Source organism: Amycolatopsis coloradensis (assembly GCF_001953865.1).
GTDB classification, from domain to species: domain Bacteria; phylum Actinomycetota; class Actinomycetes; order Mycobacteriales; family Pseudonocardiaceae; genus Amycolatopsis; species Amycolatopsis coloradensis.
Genome location: NZ_MQUQ01000025.1, coordinates 35,160 through 52,722, shown reverse-complemented (window position 1 = coordinate 52,722; position 17,563 = coordinate 35,160). Strand labels below are relative to the sequence as shown.

Below are 17,563 nucleotides of genomic sequence, written 5' to 3'. Positions count from 1 at the left end.
CGGTGAACCCGGCAAGGGTCGCATCGCGCGGATGCCGACGGCAGTCAGGAGAATCCCCGGCTACTCCACCCGGTGGCCGCGGACGATCCTGCGTGGGTGGGCGACGCGCTGAACACCGTGGACACCGAAACCGAAGCAGACCGGGGCGAACAGTCCGGCTCCGGCCGCAAGCGGCGCCGGGGCTGGCGGCGGTTGCGGATCATCGCCTGGTCGCTCGTCGTCGTGCTCATCGTGATCCTCTCCAGCGCCGGTCTCTACCTGACCTGGGCGGTGCGGCATTCGTTCCCCACCGTGGACGGCACGCTCGCGGTGCCGGGGCTGACCGGCCCGGCCGAGGTGCTGCGCGACGGCTACGGCGTGCCGCAGATCTACGCCGACAATCCGCACGACCTGTTCCTCGCCCAGGGCTACACGCACGCCCAAGACCGGTTCTGGGAGATGGACGTCCGCCGTCACATCACCTCCGGCAGGCTCTCGGAACTCTTCGGCGAGAGCCAGGTGGTCACCGACTCGACCGTGCGGACCATGGGCTGGCGCCAGGTGGCCGAGCAGGAGCTTCCGCTGCTGTCCCAGAGCACCAGGGACTACCTACAGGCCTACGCGGACGGCGTGAACGCCTACCTGGCCGAGCACAGCGGCACCGGGCTGAGCCTGGAATACACCGTGCTCGGCCTGATCAACCCCGGCTACACCCCGGAACCCTGGACCCCGGTCGACTCGGTCGCCTGGCTGAAGGCCATGGCGTGGGATCTCAACGGCACGGTGACCGACCAGGCCCGGCACGCGATGCTGGCCGCGGTCCTGCCCCAGGAGACGATCCGGCAGTTGTACCCGGACTACGACTTCCAGCGCTGGGAGCCCACCGTGCAGCCCGGCGAGACCAGCCGTGACCCGAAACCGGTCGGCGGCGGTGGCGGCACCGCGGCCTCCGGCGGGACCGGCACCGAGGACATGGCCGGCGCGCTGCGCGACGCGGCGGAGGCGTCGACGGCGCTCGACGACGTGCTGGGCCCGCGCGGCGAAGGCATCGGGTCCAACGGCTGGGTGGTCTCCGGAAAGCTCACCGCGAGCGGAAAACCCATGCTGGCCAACGATCCCCACCTCGGCCCGCAGATGCCGAGCCTGTGGTACCAGAACGGCCTGCACTGCCGGTCGGTCAGCCGGGACTGCCAGTTCGACGTGTCCGGGTTCAGCTTCTCCGGCATGCCGGGGGTCATCATCGGGCACAACGCCGACATCTCCTGGGGGCTCACCAACCTCGGTCCCGCCGACACCGACCTGTACCTGGAGCGGGTGACCGGCGGGAACTACGAATACCAGGGCAGGCAGGTCCCGCTGCGGACCCGCCAGGAGGTGATCAAGGTCGCGGGCGGCCAGGACCGGGTGATCACCGTACGCTCCACCGAGCACGGGCCGATCCTCTCCGACGTCGTCGACCGGCTGAAGTCCACCGGGCAGAGCGGCCGGTCACCCGGGGCCGATCCGGGCGGCGGATACGCGGTCGCCATCAAGTGGACCGCGTTGCAGCCTGCCCGCACCCTCGACGCCGTCTTCGCGCTGGACGCCGCGCACGACTGGCGCTCGTTCCGCGAGGCCGCGTCGCAGTTCGCGGCCCCGGCGCAGAACATGCTCTACGCCGACCGGTTCGGCCACATCGGCTATCAGGCCCCCGGCCGGATCCCGATCCGCAAACAGGGCGACGGCCGGTATCCGGTGCCGGGCTGGACCGACGAGTACGAATGGACGGGCTACATCCCGTTCGACGCGCTGCCCAGCGCGCTGGACCCGGCGAGCGGGTACTTCGTCAACGCGAACAACGCGGTCACCGATCCGTCGTACCCGTACCTGATCACCAAGGCCTGGGGCGACGGCAACCGCAGCCAGCGGATCACCGACCTGATCAAGCAGGGCGGCAAGCTCGACGTCACCGCGATGCAGCGGATCCAGCTCGACACCTACAACGTCAACGCCGCCACGCTGACCCCGCGCCTGCTGGCCGCCCAGGTCGGCAAGGACACCGAGAAGGCAAAGAACCTGTTGCGGGGCTGGGATTTCACCCAGCCGGCCGACTCGGCGCCCGCCGCCTACTTCAACGCAGTCTGGCGGAACCTGCTCGGCCTGATGTTCACCGACAAACTGACCAACGGCGCGCCGAAGGTCGACGTGGACGGCGGTGGCCAGTGGTTCGAGGTGGTCCGCGGCCTGCTGGATCGTCCCGACGACCAGTTCTGGCACAACACCACCGACCCGCGTGGCCCGCGTGGCCGCGACGCCATGCTGGGCGCGGCGATGGACGACGCCGCCAAGGAACTGACCGGCCGCCTCGGAGCGGACCCCGGTGCCTGGCGCTGGGGCGAGCTGCACAAGCTCACCCTGAAGAACCAGACCCTCGGCACCGGCCCGGCGCCGGTGCAATGGCTGCTCAACCGCGGGCCGTACGAACTCGGGGGCGGGCCCGCCACCATCAACGCCGCCGGCTGGAACGCCAAGAAGGGCTACGACGTCAACTGGGTCCCGTCCATGCGCGTGGTGGTCGACTGGGCGAACCTGGACTCCTCGCGCTGGATCAACCTCACCGGGGCGTCCGGGCACGCGTTCGACGCGCACTACGACGACCAGATGCCGCTCTGGCAACGCGGCGAGTCCACCGCGTGGGCGTTCAGCCGGGACGCGGTCACGGCCGCCACGAAGAACCACTTGACGCTGAAGCCAGCGGGTTAGGCCGTGTCTCTCAGATCGGTGTCGTGAGTGATTAGGGGTCGTTGGAGCCATGGTGTCTCGGGTACCCGCCGGTGTGCTGTGGCGGTGTCGCGTGATCAGCGGGACGACTCGCCGCGCAGTCCGGAACGGCCGTGTCGCGAAAGCCACTTTCGGGGCATCAGATGTCCCGAAAGTGGCTTTCGCGACACCCCTGGATGGCGGCCGCGCTCAACGTCTGAGTCCCGCTTCCGCCGGTGGGTCGTGAGTGGCGATCCGGGAGACACCCCCCGGGCGTTGTAGGGCTGATCCCGGACTTGTCGGCAGGCACCCGCGTCGATGATCCTGGCGACGCCCCGCGATCTACCCGAAGCCATCGAGCCTGGAGTGGCCAATGACCGGTGCCGGTCAGCACGGTGCGGATGCAGACACCGACCTCGAAGCGGTCCTGCGCGGCCTGTCGCCGGAGAAACGGCGTCTGGTGGCGGCGGAACTGGCCCGCCGGGCCGCGGTGGCGCCGGCGATTCCCGTCACGGCGCGGACCGGTGACCCGCTGCCGTGTTCCTACGCGCAAGAACGCCTGTGGTACCTCGAACAGGCCGATCCCGGGTCGATCGCCTACGTCGTTCCCGCGGCGGTGCGGTTCACCGGCGTGCTGCGCGTGGACGCGCTGCGGCGGTCTCTCGACGAGATCGTGCGCAGGCACGAGGTGCTGCGGACGACGTTCACCGATCGCGGCGGTGTCCCCGGCCAGCTCGTGCACGCGGCCGCGCCGCTCACCATCCCGTTGGTGGACCTGAGCGACCGGTCGGCCGAGGCCGCCGAGGCCGAGGTGCGCGACCGGTACCAGCAGGAGGTCCGGCAGCCGTTCGACCTGGCCGCAGGCCCGTTGATCCGGGCTTGTGTGCTCAAGGTGAGCGACACCGAGCACGTGCTCCTGCTGAGCACCCACCACATCGTCTCGGACGGCTGGTCCATCGGTGTCCTGCAACAAGAACTGACGACGTTGTACCAGGCGTACGTGGCGGGTGAGGCGTCCCCGTTGCCGGAGTTGCCGGTGCAGTACGCCGATTTCGCCGTCTGGCAGCGAGGACGGCTGGACGGCGGCGAGCTTGACGAGCAGGTGTCGTACTGGCGTGATCACCTGGCCTTCGCGCCGGTGCTGGAGCTGCCGACGGACAAGCTGCGCCCCGCGACGAGGTCGTCGGCGGGGGAGTCGGTCCCGATGCGCCTCGGCGCGGACACCGTCCGCGCCGTCGAGAAACTCGCCGAAAGTGAGCAGGCCACCCAGTTCATGGTGCTGCTCGCCGCGTACACCGTGCTGTTGCGGCGGTGGAGCGGGCAACAGGAGATGATCATCGGTTCGCCGATCGCCAACCGGGGCCACGTGGACATCGAGCCGCTGGTCGGCTTCTTCGTGAACACCTTGCCGTTGCGGATGGACACCTCGGACGACCCGAGTTTCCGGCAGCTCCTGGTCCGGGTGCGGGAGGTGTGCCTGGCGGCGTACGCCCACCAGGACGTCCCGTTCGAGCGGATGGTCGCCGAGTCCGGAGTGGACCGTTCGGCGGGCTCGATCCCGCTCGTGCAGACCCTGTTCGCGCTGCGGAACGTGCCGATGGCCCAGTTGCGGCTGCCGGGACTGCGAGTGAGCGAGCTCGACTTGCACACCGAGTCGACCAAGTTCGACCTGACGCTGGATCTGGTGCCCACCGCCGACGGCGGTCTCGACGGCCGGGCGGAGTTCAGCTCGGACCTGTTCGAGGCGGACACCGTCCGCCGGATGGTCGCCGCGTTCGACCTGCTGCTGGCCGCCGGCCTTGCCGATCCGGAGACGCCCGTCTCCCGGCTGCCGATCGCCGGGCCCGGCGAACTGGCGGAGATGATCGAGGTCGCGAGCGGTGGCGGTTCGGCGGCACCCGCGAAGACCGCCGGCACCCTGCACGGCTTGTTCGAACGACAGGTGGATCTCGCCCCTGACGCGGAGGCGGTGGCCTTCGGCGACCAGGTGCTGACCTACCGCGAACTGGACGAGCGCGCGAACCGGCTCGCCTGGTTCCTGCGTGCGGAAGGAGTCCGGCCGGAGCAGCTGGTCGGGATCTCGCTGCCGCGGTCGGAACTGATGATCGTCGCGGTGCTCGGCATCCTGAAGGCGGGCGCCGGGTATGTCCCGCTCGACCCGAACTATCCCCGCCGCCGCGTCGCCTACATGGCCGAGGACGCCGGTGCGGCGCTGGTGCTCACCCATTCCTCGGTGGCCGACCCTGCCCGCGTGCGGACTCGCGACGACGTCGAGGACACCCGCCTGGTCTGCCTCGACCTGGAGGCGGAACGCATCGGGGGGTATCCGGCCGAGCGACCGCCCGCGGTGGTCTCCGAGCCGAACCTCGCCTACGTCATCTACACCTCCGGCTCGACCGGGCGCCCCAAAGGATCGGCGAACGAGCACGGCCGGGTGGCCAACACCCTGCACGGCGTCAACGGCGCCTACGCGCTGACCCCGGCCGACCGGATGCTCGCCATCTCCTCGCTGAACTACGACATGTCGGTGTACGAGGTTTTCGGCACGCTCGCCGCCGGCGCGACGATCGTCGTGCCCAGCGACATCGAGACCACCGACCCGGAGCAGCTGCTCGATCTGTTGCGCACCAAGCGGGTGACCGCGTGGAGTTCCGCGCCGGCCCTGCTGGACATGCTGGTCAACCACGCCTACCGGCGCGACGGGATGGACGGCGTCGTGCTGCGCGCGGTCGGGCTCGGCGGGGACCGCATGCCCCCGGCGCTGCCCGGCAGGCTCGCCGAGCTGGTGCCCGGCGTCCGGCTGCTCAACCTCGCCGGGATGACCGAGGCGTCCTACTGCAGCACTTTCCACCCGGTCGCCGAGCGCAGCCCGGCGGGCGTGCTCTGGGGCAGGTCGCTGCCCAACCACCGGCTCTACGTACTCGACGAGCATGGCGAGCCGACTCCGCCAGGAGTGGCCGGGGAACTGTTCATCGGCGGCGCGGGACCGGGCCGCGGCTACTGGCACCAGCCCGGCCTGACCGCGCAGCGGTTCCTGCCCGACCCGTACAGCCCGGAGCCGGGTGGCCGGATGTACGCGACGGGCGACCACGCGCGGTTCCTGGCCGGCGGGGACCTGGATTTCCTCGGCAGGCTTGATCTCCAGGTCAAGATCCGGGGTTTCCGGATCGAACTCGGCGAGATCGAGAACGTGCTGTCCGGGCATCCGGCGGTGACCGAGCCGGTGGTCGTCGCCTACACCGACGCCGTCGGCGAACGCCGGCTGGCCGCGTACGTGACCCCGAACGGGGACAACCGGCCGACCGCCGCGGAGCTGCGTGCCCATCTTTCCGACCGGCTGCCGGACCACATGGTGCCGTCGGCCTACCTGGTGCTGGACAAGCTTCCCTTGCTGCCCAGCGGAAAGCTGAACCGGGCCGCGCTGCCCGCACCCGGTGCCGACCGGCCGGAAACCAGTTACACGGCCCCCGCGGGCGCGCTGGAGCAGTTGCTCACCGAGCTGTGGTCCGAGCTGCTCGCGGTGCCGCGGGTCGGCACTACGGACGACTTCTTCGAGCTGGGCGGCCATTCCCTGCTCGCCACGCAGGCGGTGTCCCGGATCCGCGAGCTGCTGCGGATCAAACTGGACATCCCCGGCTTCCTCGCGGCGCGCACGGTGCGTTCGGTCGCGGCGTACCTGCGTGAGCTCGGCACGGTCGAGGGAATCGACGCCGACGCCGTGGCCGAGCTGGTCCTCGAGGTGAGCGCCATGTCCGACGAAGAGGCCCGCGACCGGTTGTAGCCGTCGACCGCTGGCGAAGTCAAGAGAGGCCGGAGAGCTCATGAGCCGTATCCCGCTGGTGTGTGCGCCGTTCGCCGGGAGTGGGGCCGCGTTCTTCCGGCCGTGGCGCGCGCTGGCCCACAGCGACCTCGAGATCGTCCCGCTCCGGCTGCCCGGCCGCGAGCGGCGGATCCGAGAACAACCGTACCGGGACGTGCGCCAGGCGGCGGAAGACCTGCTGCCCGGGCTGCTGACGCAGATCGGTGGTGCCGGGCCGGTGGCGCTGTTCGGCCACAGCCTGGGTGCCGTGCTCGCCTACGAACTGGGCCACCTGCTCGCGGGGACGCCGTCGGTCACCGTGGTGAGCCTGGTGGTGAGCGGTTCCCCCGGCCCGTGGACGCGGCGGGAGCTCCGGGCGACCGGGTTGCCCGACAGCGAGTTCGTCGCCAGGGTCGGCGAACTCGCCGGGCACCACGACCCGGCACTGGAAGATCCCGAGGTGCGCCAGATGGTGCTTCCGACGCTGCGGGCCGACGTCGAGATGCACGAAAACTATCGGCCTGGCACGGATATCCCCTTGGCGGCACCGATCACCGCTGTCCGCGGCCGGGACGACAGCCTGGTTTCGGCCGAACAGGCCGGTGAATGGGTCAAGGCGACGAGCCGGGAGTTCGTCCTGCGGGAGCTGCCGGGAGAACACATGTATCTCGCCGATTCCCCGGCGGAGGTACTCCGGGTGGTCGAGGAGTCGGCGGGGCTGAGCTGACCGCCGCCGCGGCCGGAAGTGCCTGCCGATCCGGGGTTGTCGGGACACTCACTGACTTGTTCCCGTCACGCGATCCGGCGAATCTGATCGCGTGACTGAGTGGCTGCGGCGTTTCTCCCGATCCGGGCGGGCAAGGGCGAGGTTGCTGTGCCTGCCACCCGGTGGCGGGTCGGCCAGGATCTACCAGAACTGGGGTGAGCCGCTCGGCGCCGAGATCGACGTCGTGGCGGTGGAACTGCCCGGCCGCGGTGATCGTGGCATGGAACGGCCGATCGCCGACATGGCGGAACTCATCGATGGCGTGCTGCCGGAACTGGACGGGCTCGACGAGCTGCCGCTGGTCGTCTTCGGGCACAGCATGGGCGCCGTCGTCGCCTGGGAGCTTTGCCGGACTCTCCGCGCCACCAGGGGGTGGCTGCCCGAGGGACTCGTGGTGGCGGCCGCCGCGGCTCCGGCGAGCCTGCACGCGCCGAATTGGCGCAGCGACACCTCCGACGAGGGCCTGCTCCAGCTGATCACCCGCGCCGAAGGCCTGCCGGCGGACGCCCCGCCGGATCCGCTGTTCCTGGAGTACATCCTCCCCATCCTGCGCGCGGATCTGATGGTGGTGAACGACTTCCGGCCGCAACCGCTGCCGGCGCTCCGCTGCGACCTGCGGGTATACCTCGGCGCCGACGACCCGCTGGCCGGTGAGGAGGAAGCCGCCGGCTGGCTGGCGGAGGTCGAAGGCACCACGCGGATCAGCACGTTCCCCGGCGGGCATTTCTTCCCGCGGGACAACGCGACCCCGATGCTCACGCGACTGCGGCGGGACATCCTCGACTGTACCGGCCTCACGAAGGAGGTTTCGGCACCATGGCACCCGGATCGCTCTCCGCGGACCAGCATCGACTACTCCAGCGACGTCTAGACGAAGCGGGCATCGGCAAGGCCGCCGCGCGGATTTCCCGCCGCCCGGCCGGCGAAGCGCAGAGCCCGGCTTCGCATGCGCAGGAACGGTTGTACTTCTTCGAACAGCTCAACCCGGACAGCGCGCTGTACGTCGTCGCCGGCACGCTCAGGATGCGGGGCGCTCTCGACGTGGCCGTGCTGCGCGAGTCCGTCCGCGTGCTCGTCGAGCGGCACGAGGCGCTGCGCACCGGACTGCGGGTCGACGACACGGGCGGGGTCGTGCAGATCGTGCACCCGCCCGAGGCGGTGACGGTCGACGTGCCCTTCGCCCAGGTGAGTGAAGACGTGCTGTGGGACGAAATCCGGCTCGCCTGCCGCCGTCCGTTCGACTTGGCGGGGCCGTGCCTGCTGCGGCCGATGCTGTTCCAGGTCGCGCCGGACGACTGGCATCTCGTGCTGTGCGTGCACCACATCGTCGTGGACGGGTGGTCGCTCGGCATTCTCGCCGGTGAGTTCGCCCTCGTCTACGCCGCGCTGCGCGCCGGGACGAAGGCGGCGCTGCCGCCGTTGACGACTCGCTATGTCGATTTCGCTTCGTGGCATCGGGACCACGTCTCCAGCGGCGCGCTCACCGGCCAGCTCGCCTACTGGCGGGAGCGGCTCGCCGGGGTGCGGCCGCTGGAGCTGCCCGCCGACACCGCGGCTCGCCCGGACCGCCCGTTCTCCGGTGACGTAGTGCCGGTGACCGTCCCCGCGGACCTGGTCGCCACCCTGCGCCGCATCGGCGACGACGAAGGCGCGACGCTGTACATGGTGCTGGCCACGGCCTGGGCGATCGTGCTCGCGCGGTGGTCGGGACGCCGGGACGTGGTGTGGGGGACGGCCATCGCCGGGCGCACCCGCACGGAGCTGGAAGGCCTGGTCGGCTTCTTCGTCAACACACTGGCGTTGCGGGTCGACGTGCCGCCCGCGCCGGGTTTCCGGGAGTTGCTCGGCCGGGTGCGGGAGACCTGCGTCGGCGCCTACGCGAACCAGGACCTGCCCTTCGAACAGCTGGTGCGGGAGATCCGGCCGGACCGGGACGGCTTCAGCCGGTCCCCGATCGTGCGGCACATGCTGGTGCTCCACAACACCCCGCGCCGGGTGGTCGAGCCGCCGGGAGTGCGCATGGACGTGCTGCCGGTGCACACCGGCACCGCCAAGTTCGAACTCGAGATCGAGCTGTCCCCGGCGGAAGACGGGGGACTCGCCGGTTTCGCGGAGTTCTCGACGGACGTGCTGACGGCGGCTTCGGCCCGGCGGCTGGTGGCCGCGGTGCTGGCGGTGGCGCGAGCCGGCGTCGCCGAGCCTGCCCGCCCGGTGTGGGACCTGCCGCTGACGGAGACGACGGCTCCCATACCCGGCGGTACGGGAGCACAGGTGCTGGACCGGTGGCTGGCGCCGGTGCCGATCGGGGTCGTCGGTGCGCTGTTCCTCAGCGGAGTGGTTGCGGGACAAGGGTTCAATGGCCGACCGGCGGTGACGGCCGCGCGGTTCGTGCCGGATCCGTCCGGTACGGGCGCCAGGCTGTACGCGACCGGCGATCGGGCGCGACGGACCGCCGAAGGGCTGGTGGAACTCGTCGACGCGCCCGAGCCCGTCGCCGAAACCGCCCCAGCCGGCTCGCCGGACACCGTCGCACCCGCCGCCGGGACAGCGGTCGGACCGCGGACCGAGGCTGAGCGCCGGGTCGCGGAGATCTGGGCCGAGTTACTCGGTATCGAGGCCGGGTTCGACGTGCACGAGGACTTCTTCGAACTCGGCGGTCACTCCCTGCTCGCCGTCCGGATCCTGCACCGGATCCGCGCGGCCTGTCAGGTGGAGCTGGAACTGGCCGACTTCTTCGAGGCGGGCACCGTCGCGAACGTGGCCGAGCTGGTCGACGCGGCGGCGCCCGCCCGGCCGGTGGCGGCCATCCCGAGACTCGACCGCTCCCGGTTCCGGGCGTCCACCACGCCGGACGTGACGAAAGGCGAGAACGCCGATGACTGAGCAGCAGGCGAGCGCGGAGGTGTTCGTCTTCCCCGCCTCCTTCGGCCAGGAACGACTGTGGCTGCTGCACCAGATGGGGTCCGGGGCGGCCTACCACGTCAACGGCGCGTTGCGGATGACCGGCACGGTCGACGTGCCCGTCCTGCGGGCCGCGCTGCAGTTCCTGGTGGATCGTCACGAGGTGCTGCGGACCGGTGTCGAGGTCGGCGCCGACGGTGTGCTGACCCAGGTGGCGCTGGCCGCCGCGGTGGCCCCGCTGAGCGTGGTGGACACGACCCGCGACGGGCTGGACGCGGCGATGAGCGCGGTGACCGGGCCCGAGTTCGACCTCGCCGCGCCGCCCTTGCTGCGTTCCGCGTTGCTGCGGGTGCTCGACGGTGAGCCCGGCGAATGCGTGCTGCTGCTGTGCGTGCACCACGTGGTGGTCGACGGCTGGTCGCTGGGCGTACTGGTCGCCGAACTCGGCGTGGTCTACGCGGCGCTGCTCGAAGGCCGTGCCCCCGAGCTGCCGGAGCTGGACCTGCAGTACGCGGATTTCGCGGTGTGGCAACGGGGTTTCCTCGAAGGGGAGGTGCTCGCAGGGCAGCTCGCCCACTGGCGCCGGACACTCGCCGGGGCCAAGCCACTGGAACTCCCCACCGACCACCCTCGTCCGGCGCGCTCCCGCTACCTCGGTGACAGCGTGTCCGTCGACCTCGACGCCGGGCTGGTCGAGCGGTGGGCCACCGTGGCCGAAGCCGAGCGCGCGACGTTGTTCATGACGCTGACGGCGGCCTGGGCGGTGGTACTGCACCGCTGGTCCGGACAGGACGACATCGTCGTCGGCACGCCGGTCGCCGGGCGCGGCAGCACCGAACTCGACCGCGTGGTCGGCTTCTTCGTGAACACGCTGCCGTTGCGGGTGGATCTCACCGGCGACCCGAGTTTCCGGCAGCTCCTGGTGCGGGTGCGGGAAGTGTGCCTGGCGGCGTACGCGCACCAGGACGTGCCGTTCGAGCGGATCAGCCAGGAGGCCGACCCGGACCACCAGGGCCCCCGGCCGCCGCTGGTGCGGACCATGCTGGCGTTGGACAACACCCCCGGCGAGCCGTTACGGCTGCCCGGTGTCACCGTGGAACGGCTGCCCGCCCCCCGCGGCGCCCGGTTCGATCTCGGCCTGGACATCGCGCCTGCCCCGGACGGCGGCCTGAGCGTGATCCTGGACTTCGACGCCGAGCTGTTCGACCGGACCACCGCGACCGGCCTGGTGACCGGGCTGACCGAGGTGCTGCGGGGTGCGGTGTCCGATCTGGACAGTCCGGTGTGGAGACTGCCGGTGATGCCGTCACCCGAGTCGGCGCTGGTGCTGGACTGGGCTTCCGGCGGCGAGCCCTGGCACGGGTTCGGCTCGACCGTCGACTGGTTCACCGCGGCGGTGGACCGCTGGGGTGACCGGGTCGCGGTCGTGGCCGACGAAGGCGACGCGCTGTCGTTCACGGAACTCGACGAACGGGCCAACCGGCTGGCGTGGTGGCTGCGGCGCAACGGCGTCGAACGCGGCGCCAAGGTCGGGCTCTGCCTGGATCGCGGTCTGGACCTGCAAGTGGCCCTGTGGGGAGCGTGGAAAGCGGGCGGGGTCTATCTCCCGCTGGATCCCGGCGCCCCGCCGGGCAGGCTCGCGGTGATGATCGCCGAGGCCGAGCCGTCGGTGGTGCTGACCTCGCTGGCTTTGCGCGACCGGCTGCCCGGTGCGGTGAACGCGATCTGCCTGGACGATCCGGCGACGGCCGAGAAGGTCGCCGCGGAGCCTGTCGCCAGGCCGGGCACCGTGCTCGGCGGCGGCGACCCGGCGTACATCCTGTTCACCTCGGGTTCGACAGGCGTCCCGAAGGGGGCGGTGAACACCCACGGCGGTCTGGTGAACCGGTTGCGCGCCTTCGAAGAGCGGCTGAAGCTCACCGAGCACGACGTCGCGCTGGCCAAGACGCCGCTCGGATTCGACGTGTCGGTGCCGGAGCTGGTGTTGCCGCTGCTGGCCGGATCGCGGCTGGTGCTGGCGAAACCCGGTGGCCACCGCGACCCTGGCTACCTGCACGAAGTGCTCGATCGCCACGAGGTGACCAACTGCCATTTCGTGCCGTTGATGCTGCGAGTCTTCCTCGACCAGGATTTCGGCCCGCATCCGGCGCTGCGCGTGGTGACGGCCAGTGGCGAGGAGCTGACGCCGAGCCTGGCCGCCGACTTCCACCGCGCGCTACCCGGTGTCAGGCTCGTCAACGCCTACGGGCCCGCCGAGGTCGCCGTGGACGTGACCGCGCACGAGGTCACCGGGCCGCTGGGCGCACGGGTGCCGATCGGCGGTCCGACGCCGGGAGCCACGGCGTACGTCCTCGACCGGTGGCTGTCCCCGGTCCCGCCCGGGGTGGTGGGGGAGCTCTACCTCGGCGGCAGTCAGGTGGGGCTGGGCTACGTGGGCAGGCCCGGGCTCACCGCGGCGCGATTCGTCCCGGATCCCTTCGGCGACAAGGGTTCGCGGTTGTACCGGACCGGTGACCGGGCGCGGTGGATCGACGGCGGCCTGCTCGAGTTCCGTGGCCGCGCCGACTTCCAGCTCAAGGTGCGCGGCCAGCGGGTCGAGCCGGGTGAGGTCGAGGCGGCACTGCGCGACTGCGAGGGTGTCGCCGACGCCGTGGTCGTCGCCCGTCCCGATCCGACGGGCGCGGTCCAGCTCGTGGCCTATCTCGTGGGCCGCGACGGCGAGGTGCCACCGGCCGATCGGCTGCGGGTCCTGCTGGCGGACCGGCTGACCCCGGCCATGGTCCCGGCGGTGTTCATGGCCATGGAGTCACTGCCGAACTCGGTCAACGGGAAGGTCGACCGGGCGGCGCTGCCGGAGCCGGAGTTCGGCCGGACCGAGCGTGCGGCCGTGGCGCCACGGACACCGACCGAGTCGCTGCTCGCGCGTCTGTGGTCGGAGGTTCTCGGTGTCGCGGAAGTCGGGGTCCAGGACGATTTCTACGCGCTCGGCGGTGATTCGCTGCGGGCGATGACCGTGTTCCAGCGGGCGCGCCACGTCGGGGTCGAACTGCCGATCCCCGTCATATTGGGAAAGCACAGTGTCGAGGAGCTCGCCTCGGCGGTGCTCGCCGGTCGTGCGGAAGGGCGCACGAACCAGGAAAGGGGAGCGGATCGATGACCGAGGAAGTCTGCACTCCGGAGCGGCCCGCTCCGCCGGGCCGCGGGACTGCCTTCGCCGACCCGGCGGATCTCACCGCGGCCTTGGCGGCCGACGGTTTCGTTCGGCTGTCCGAAACGCACTTCCCGATCGACGTGCTCGACGCGGAATTCGCCGAATTCCGCGCGTGCTGGGAAGAACTGAAACAGGACGACCAGCTCGTCGACGGCGGTTTCTACCGCTACCGGCGCTACGGCAGGTTGCGCGCGGTGTCCACCGATGCCGGGCTGTCGCTCAGCCCGCTGCCGCATCAGCCGTTCCGGCAGGACAGTATCCCGATGTGGCGCGAACACGAGCGGACGTTCGCCCCGATCCCACCCGCGACGCTGGCCAACCGCTGCCTGCACGCGCTGGTGTCCACTGACGTGACGCTCGCGTCCACGGTACGGGACAATCCTGAATGGACGGTCGGATTGCACCTGATCCGCATCGTCGCGCGGACCGGGGAGAGCGGGCTGCCCACCCCGGAGGGCAGGCACCGTGACGGTCACTCGTTCGTCGGGATGCACCTGCTGCGCAAGGAGAACAGCGCGGGCGGTGAGTCCAGTATCTATCGCGACGGGCACCCCGATGTGCGGTTCACCCTTGCCGATCCACTGGACTCGGTGCTGGTCGACGACACCGCCCTCTGGCACGAGGCATCCCCGATCTCGGTACGCGACCGCACCGGCGGCCGGGCCGTGCGCGACATGCTGCTCGTGGACCTCAACCCGGCCTGAGCCGTTTTCCGGCCCGGTACCGGTCCGGTACCGGGTCCACCCCGACGCTGGAGTCTCCGATGCCCACTCCCCTTGCCGTACTGGCTTCCCGTATCCGCCTCGAAGAGAAACTCATCCTCTCGGCACTCGAAAAGCGTGGCGCCGTCGTCGAAGTGATCGACTCCCGCCGTCAGCCGTTCCGGCTCGACGGGCGCGAGCTGCCCTACGCCGGGGCGTTGAGCCGGGAGATCTCGCACACTCGCAACGTCTACGGCACCAGACTGCTCGAACACGCCGGGCTGACGGTGGTCAACAGCTACGACATCATCTCGCTGTGCGGGGACAAACTGCTCACCGCGCTCGCGTTGCAGGACGCGCGGCTGCCGGTGCCGCGGGCGATGGTGAGCCTGTCGCCGGAGCACGCCGTCGACGGCCTGGCCGAGTTCGGCTTCCCGATGGTGATCAAGCCGGTCATCGGCTCGTGGGGACGGCTCGCGTCGCGGCCGAAGGACCGGGAAGCCGCGGAAACCCTCATGGAGCACCGCGCCGCGCTGGCGAGCCCGCAGTATCAGGTGGTCTACGCGCAGGAGTACATCGACAAGCCGGGCCGCGACATCAAGGCGTACGTGATGGGCGGTGAGGTGGTCGGCGTCATCTACAAGGTGTCCGACGAATGGCGCACGAACACCGCGCGTACCGGACGGGCGGAGCGCTGCGACCCGAGCGACGAGCTGGTGAAGCTGCTGGTGGCGGTCGCCGACGTGATCGGCGAAGGGGTGTTCGGCATCGACGTGCTCGAAGATCGTGACGGCCGGTTCTACGTCAACGAGGTCAACCACACCCCGGAGTTCCACGGCGCGGTCGAGGTGCTCGACACCGACCTGGTCGGCGCCTACGCGGACTACGTGCTGCGCAGGCTCCCCTCGGCGTTGAGCGCCGGCTGAGATGCGCATGGGATTCACCGACTGCGACCTGCCGCTCGCCGGGCAGCACTGGGAGATCCCGCCCGGCCGGTACGACTGGGTGTACCTGATGCTGACGGGTGTTCCTCGAACCGGATGGGAGGAAACCGTCTGGCTGCACTACCGCGGCGGCGTGGACCCCGAGTTCCTGCGGCCGTTGCCGGGGGAGCCCGCCCACGCGCCGGGGGCCGTGCTCGCCAGGGTCGGGGCCGCCAGGCGTGACGACTTGACCGCGCTCGCGCTGCCTGCGCTGGCCGATGCCCGCGTGGTCGCGTTCGCCCTGCTGGAGTCCTCTGTGGACGTTCGACGGGCCGAGGGGGTCGCGTGATGCCGGACGCCGGGATGCGGAGCCTTTCGCTGCTGGAGCACGTCAACAACACCGGTCTGAGCGCCGTCGACGACCTCGCCGCCGCCGGGTTCAACATCTGGGGCAACAGCTTTCCCGCGGCGGATCTGCCTGCGCCGGGCGCCACCTCCGTCGTCGGCGGGGTGTCGTTCCGGTTCCCCGAGCGCGCCCCGGACGGGCGGGACAACGTCCGTTGCCGCGGCCAGCGGATCGCGGTGCCCGAGGGGCGGTGGGACTGGGTGCACGTGCTCGGCGCCGCCGAGCGCCGCACCGAGGACCCGCTGCTGCTGCGGTACGCCGACGGCGCCGTGCGGGCGCAGTGGCTGCGGATGTCCGACTTCTGGCCGGAGACCGAGCCGCGGTTCGGCGAACTGCTCGCCTACCGGTGTGCGGCGATGCACTACCCGCGGCACGTTCAGCGGACCACCGCCCCGGCGATCTGGGCGCACCGGGTCCCGCTGACGGTGCCGGACGGCGTCGTGGCGCTGGAACTGCCGGACAATCCGGCGCTGCACCTGTTCGCGATCACCTTGCAGGCGGGGGAAAGGGTGGCGGTATGAGGGTCGAACTGCCGGGGATCGAGCATTGGCGCCACGATCTCGGCCACTGCCTGCAGACCACCGCGGGGGTGCTGCTGGGCTTCCACGGGGCCGACCCGATCGACGTGCTCGGCGCGGGCTGGGGCTTCGGCTACCGGGCCGGGGACGTCCGCCGCGAGGAGTACTACTTTCCTTGCCTGCGCGGCTCGTTGTTCGCCAGCATCGCGCCGCACCACCCGATCACCTCGACCTGGCACGAGCCCGCCGACGCCGAGCAGGGCTGGCAGGAGGTCAGGGCCGCGGTGGCGGCGGGCCTGCCGGTGGCCGTCGCCGCGGACAACTACCATCTGCCGTTCCGGCCCGCCTATCGGGACGTGCACACCAACCATCTTCTGGTGGTGTACGGCTTCGACGACGAACGCGGTGTGGCGCTGGTGATCGACTCGGTGCCGCCGCGGTTCCGAGGCGAGATCACGATTCCGGAGCTGACCGCCGCCCGCGACTCGGCGAACCCCGTCGTCCACGACCGCGACATGTTCTTCACCGCGCGTCCCATCGGCAACCGGTGGCTGGAGGTCGGCGTGGAGCACCCGCTGCCCAAACTGGACCGTGACCGGCTGAGCGCGGTGCTCACCGCGAACGTGGCCGGGTACACCGGGGACGGCGACGGCGGCCGGGAGTACCACGGACTTCCCGGCCTGCGCCGGTTCTTGACCGACGCCGCCTCCCGGCTCGCCGACGGTGACCCGGCGGTGATCGACGAGGTGTTCGTGGTGGGAGGCACCGCACTCGCGGTGTCCGGCCTGCACGGCGACCACCTGGCCGCCGCCGCCCGCCGCTTCGCGGAACCGGCACTGGCCGAACTGGCACGGGAGGTCGACCGGATCGCGCACCACTGGTCGGCGGTGCGCATCATCGTGGCCGCCGGCCGGGAAGATCCCGAGGCCGCGGCCCGCGGCCTCGCCACCCGCACGACGGCCCTCCTTGCCGACTACACCCGGACCCTGAACCGCATGTCACGCCTCGCCTGAGCGCTTCCGTGAAGTCGGCGGGAGTGGTCTCCGCGTGCACGCGTTCGTTCCGAAAACTGCGGTCAGGCAAGTAAATGAAGGCCCCCTTCCTTGCGCCTAGCGCAAGGAAAACGACCTTCACACCCCACCCTTTGCGGCTTATGGGACAGGTGGGGCTACCAAGGAGTGTTCCGGGTCCGTGAAGGCCTCCTTGAGGGACCCAGAGTTCCTTAAGGAGGCCTTCACACCCCACCCTTCACGGACCCGGGCCCCAACCCAGCCCCGGTGAACCGCGAACCCTTCCACCTCACGAAATCACGGCCTCCGGCGGGGCCCGCACGGCGTTCCAGTCGGGGACTTCCCCGACTGGTCGCGGGACGGCTTCCGGACACATGCTGGGCTGTCACTGCTGGTGCTGGTTGAGGAGGAGTAATGACGGCGACAGCGTGCCCGGAGTGCGAAGGGGCGATCGAGGTCCAGGATTCCGCGCGACAGAACGAGATAGTCGAGTGCCCGGACTGTCTCAGCGAACTCGAAGTGGTCACCAAGGATCCGCTGGTGGTCGCGATGGCGCCGGAGGTCGAAGAGGACTGGGGCGAATAGGCGGCGCCGAGGACAGGGCCGGACA

The 17,563-nt window shown here is 70.8% G+C and carries 12 protein-coding genes; all 12 read left to right on the top strand.

The window, feature by feature from the left end:
• The first annotated feature begins 96 nt into the window (after positions 1-96).
• The 12 genes from BS329_RS36200 (at position 97) to BS329_RS36145 (ending at position 17,538) form a co-directional block, all read left to right on the top strand.
• Entirely contained in the window at positions 97-2,721 is a 2,625-nt protein-coding gene (locus BS329_RS36200; RefSeq protein WP_208619336.1) for a penicillin acylase family protein, read from the top strand.
• Between the two features lie 370 nt (positions 2,722-3,091).
• On the top strand, positions 3,092-6,499 hold the full coding sequence (locus BS329_RS36195; protein ID WP_076167390.1) for a non-ribosomal peptide synthetase: 3,408 nt from the start codon (positions 3,092-3,094) through the stop codon (positions 6,497-6,499).
• Between the two features lie 40 nt (positions 6,500-6,539).
• Complete coding sequence (locus tag BS329_RS36190; protein ID WP_076167388.1) at positions 6,540-7,244, top strand: thioesterase II family protein; 705 nt, start codon at positions 6,540-6,542, stop codon at positions 7,242-7,244.
• A gap of 91 nt (positions 7,245-7,335) precedes the next feature.
• A complete protein-coding gene (locus tag BS329_RS36185; protein WP_084750629.1) occupies positions 7,336-8,154 on the top strand; it encodes a thioesterase II family protein in 819 nt (272 codons plus the stop codon).
• On the top strand, positions 8,100-10,166 hold the full coding sequence (locus tag BS329_RS36180) for a condensation domain-containing protein (protein ID WP_076167384.1): 2,067 nt from the start codon (positions 8,100-8,102) through the stop codon (positions 10,164-10,166). Before BS329_RS36185 ends, BS329_RS36180 begins: the two co-directional genes overlap by 55 nt.
• Positions 10,159-13,341, top strand: a complete 3,183-nt coding sequence (locus BS329_RS36175; RefSeq protein WP_076167382.1) for a non-ribosomal peptide synthetase — start codon at positions 10,159-10,161, stop codon at positions 13,339-13,341. The genes BS329_RS36180 and BS329_RS36175 overlap by 8 nt, the downstream gene beginning before the upstream one ends.
• Positions 13,338-14,099 carry a 2OG-Fe dioxygenase family protein gene (locus BS329_RS36170; protein WP_076167380.1) on the top strand — a complete coding sequence of 254 codons (762 nt, stop codon included), beginning with the start codon at positions 13,338-13,340 and terminating at the stop codon, positions 14,097-14,099. The genes BS329_RS36175 and BS329_RS36170 overlap by 4 nt, the downstream gene beginning before the upstream one ends.
• Positions 14,100-14,158: 59 nt before the next feature.
• A complete protein-coding gene (locus BS329_RS36165) occupies positions 14,159-15,022 on the top strand; it encodes a RimK family alpha-L-glutamate ligase (protein WP_076167378.1) in 864 nt (287 codons plus the stop codon).
• Between the two features lie 7 nt (positions 15,023-15,029).
• Positions 15,030-15,368, top strand: coding sequence for a hypothetical protein (locus tag BS329_RS36160; RefSeq protein WP_143253343.1), 339 nt, complete (start codon positions 15,030-15,032; stop codon positions 15,366-15,368).
• Positions 15,368-15,946 (top strand): hypothetical protein, encoded by a 579-nt coding sequence (locus BS329_RS43600; protein ID WP_076167375.1) that lies wholly within the window; start codon positions 15,368-15,370, stop codon positions 15,944-15,946. Before BS329_RS36160 ends, BS329_RS43600 begins: the two co-directional genes overlap by 1 nt.
• Positions 15,943-16,956: a BtrH N-terminal domain-containing protein gene (locus BS329_RS43595; protein WP_076167373.1), complete on the top strand. Its 1,014-nt coding sequence runs from the start codon at positions 15,943-15,945 to the stop codon at positions 16,954-16,956. The genes BS329_RS43600 and BS329_RS43595 overlap by 4 nt, the downstream gene beginning before the upstream one ends.
• A gap of 411 nt (positions 16,957-17,367) precedes the next feature.
• On the top strand, positions 17,368-17,538 hold the full coding sequence (locus BS329_RS36145; protein WP_020635739.1) for a hypothetical protein: 171 nt from the start codon (positions 17,368-17,370) through the stop codon (positions 17,536-17,538).
• The last annotated feature ends 25 nt before the right edge of the window (positions 17,539-17,563 follow it).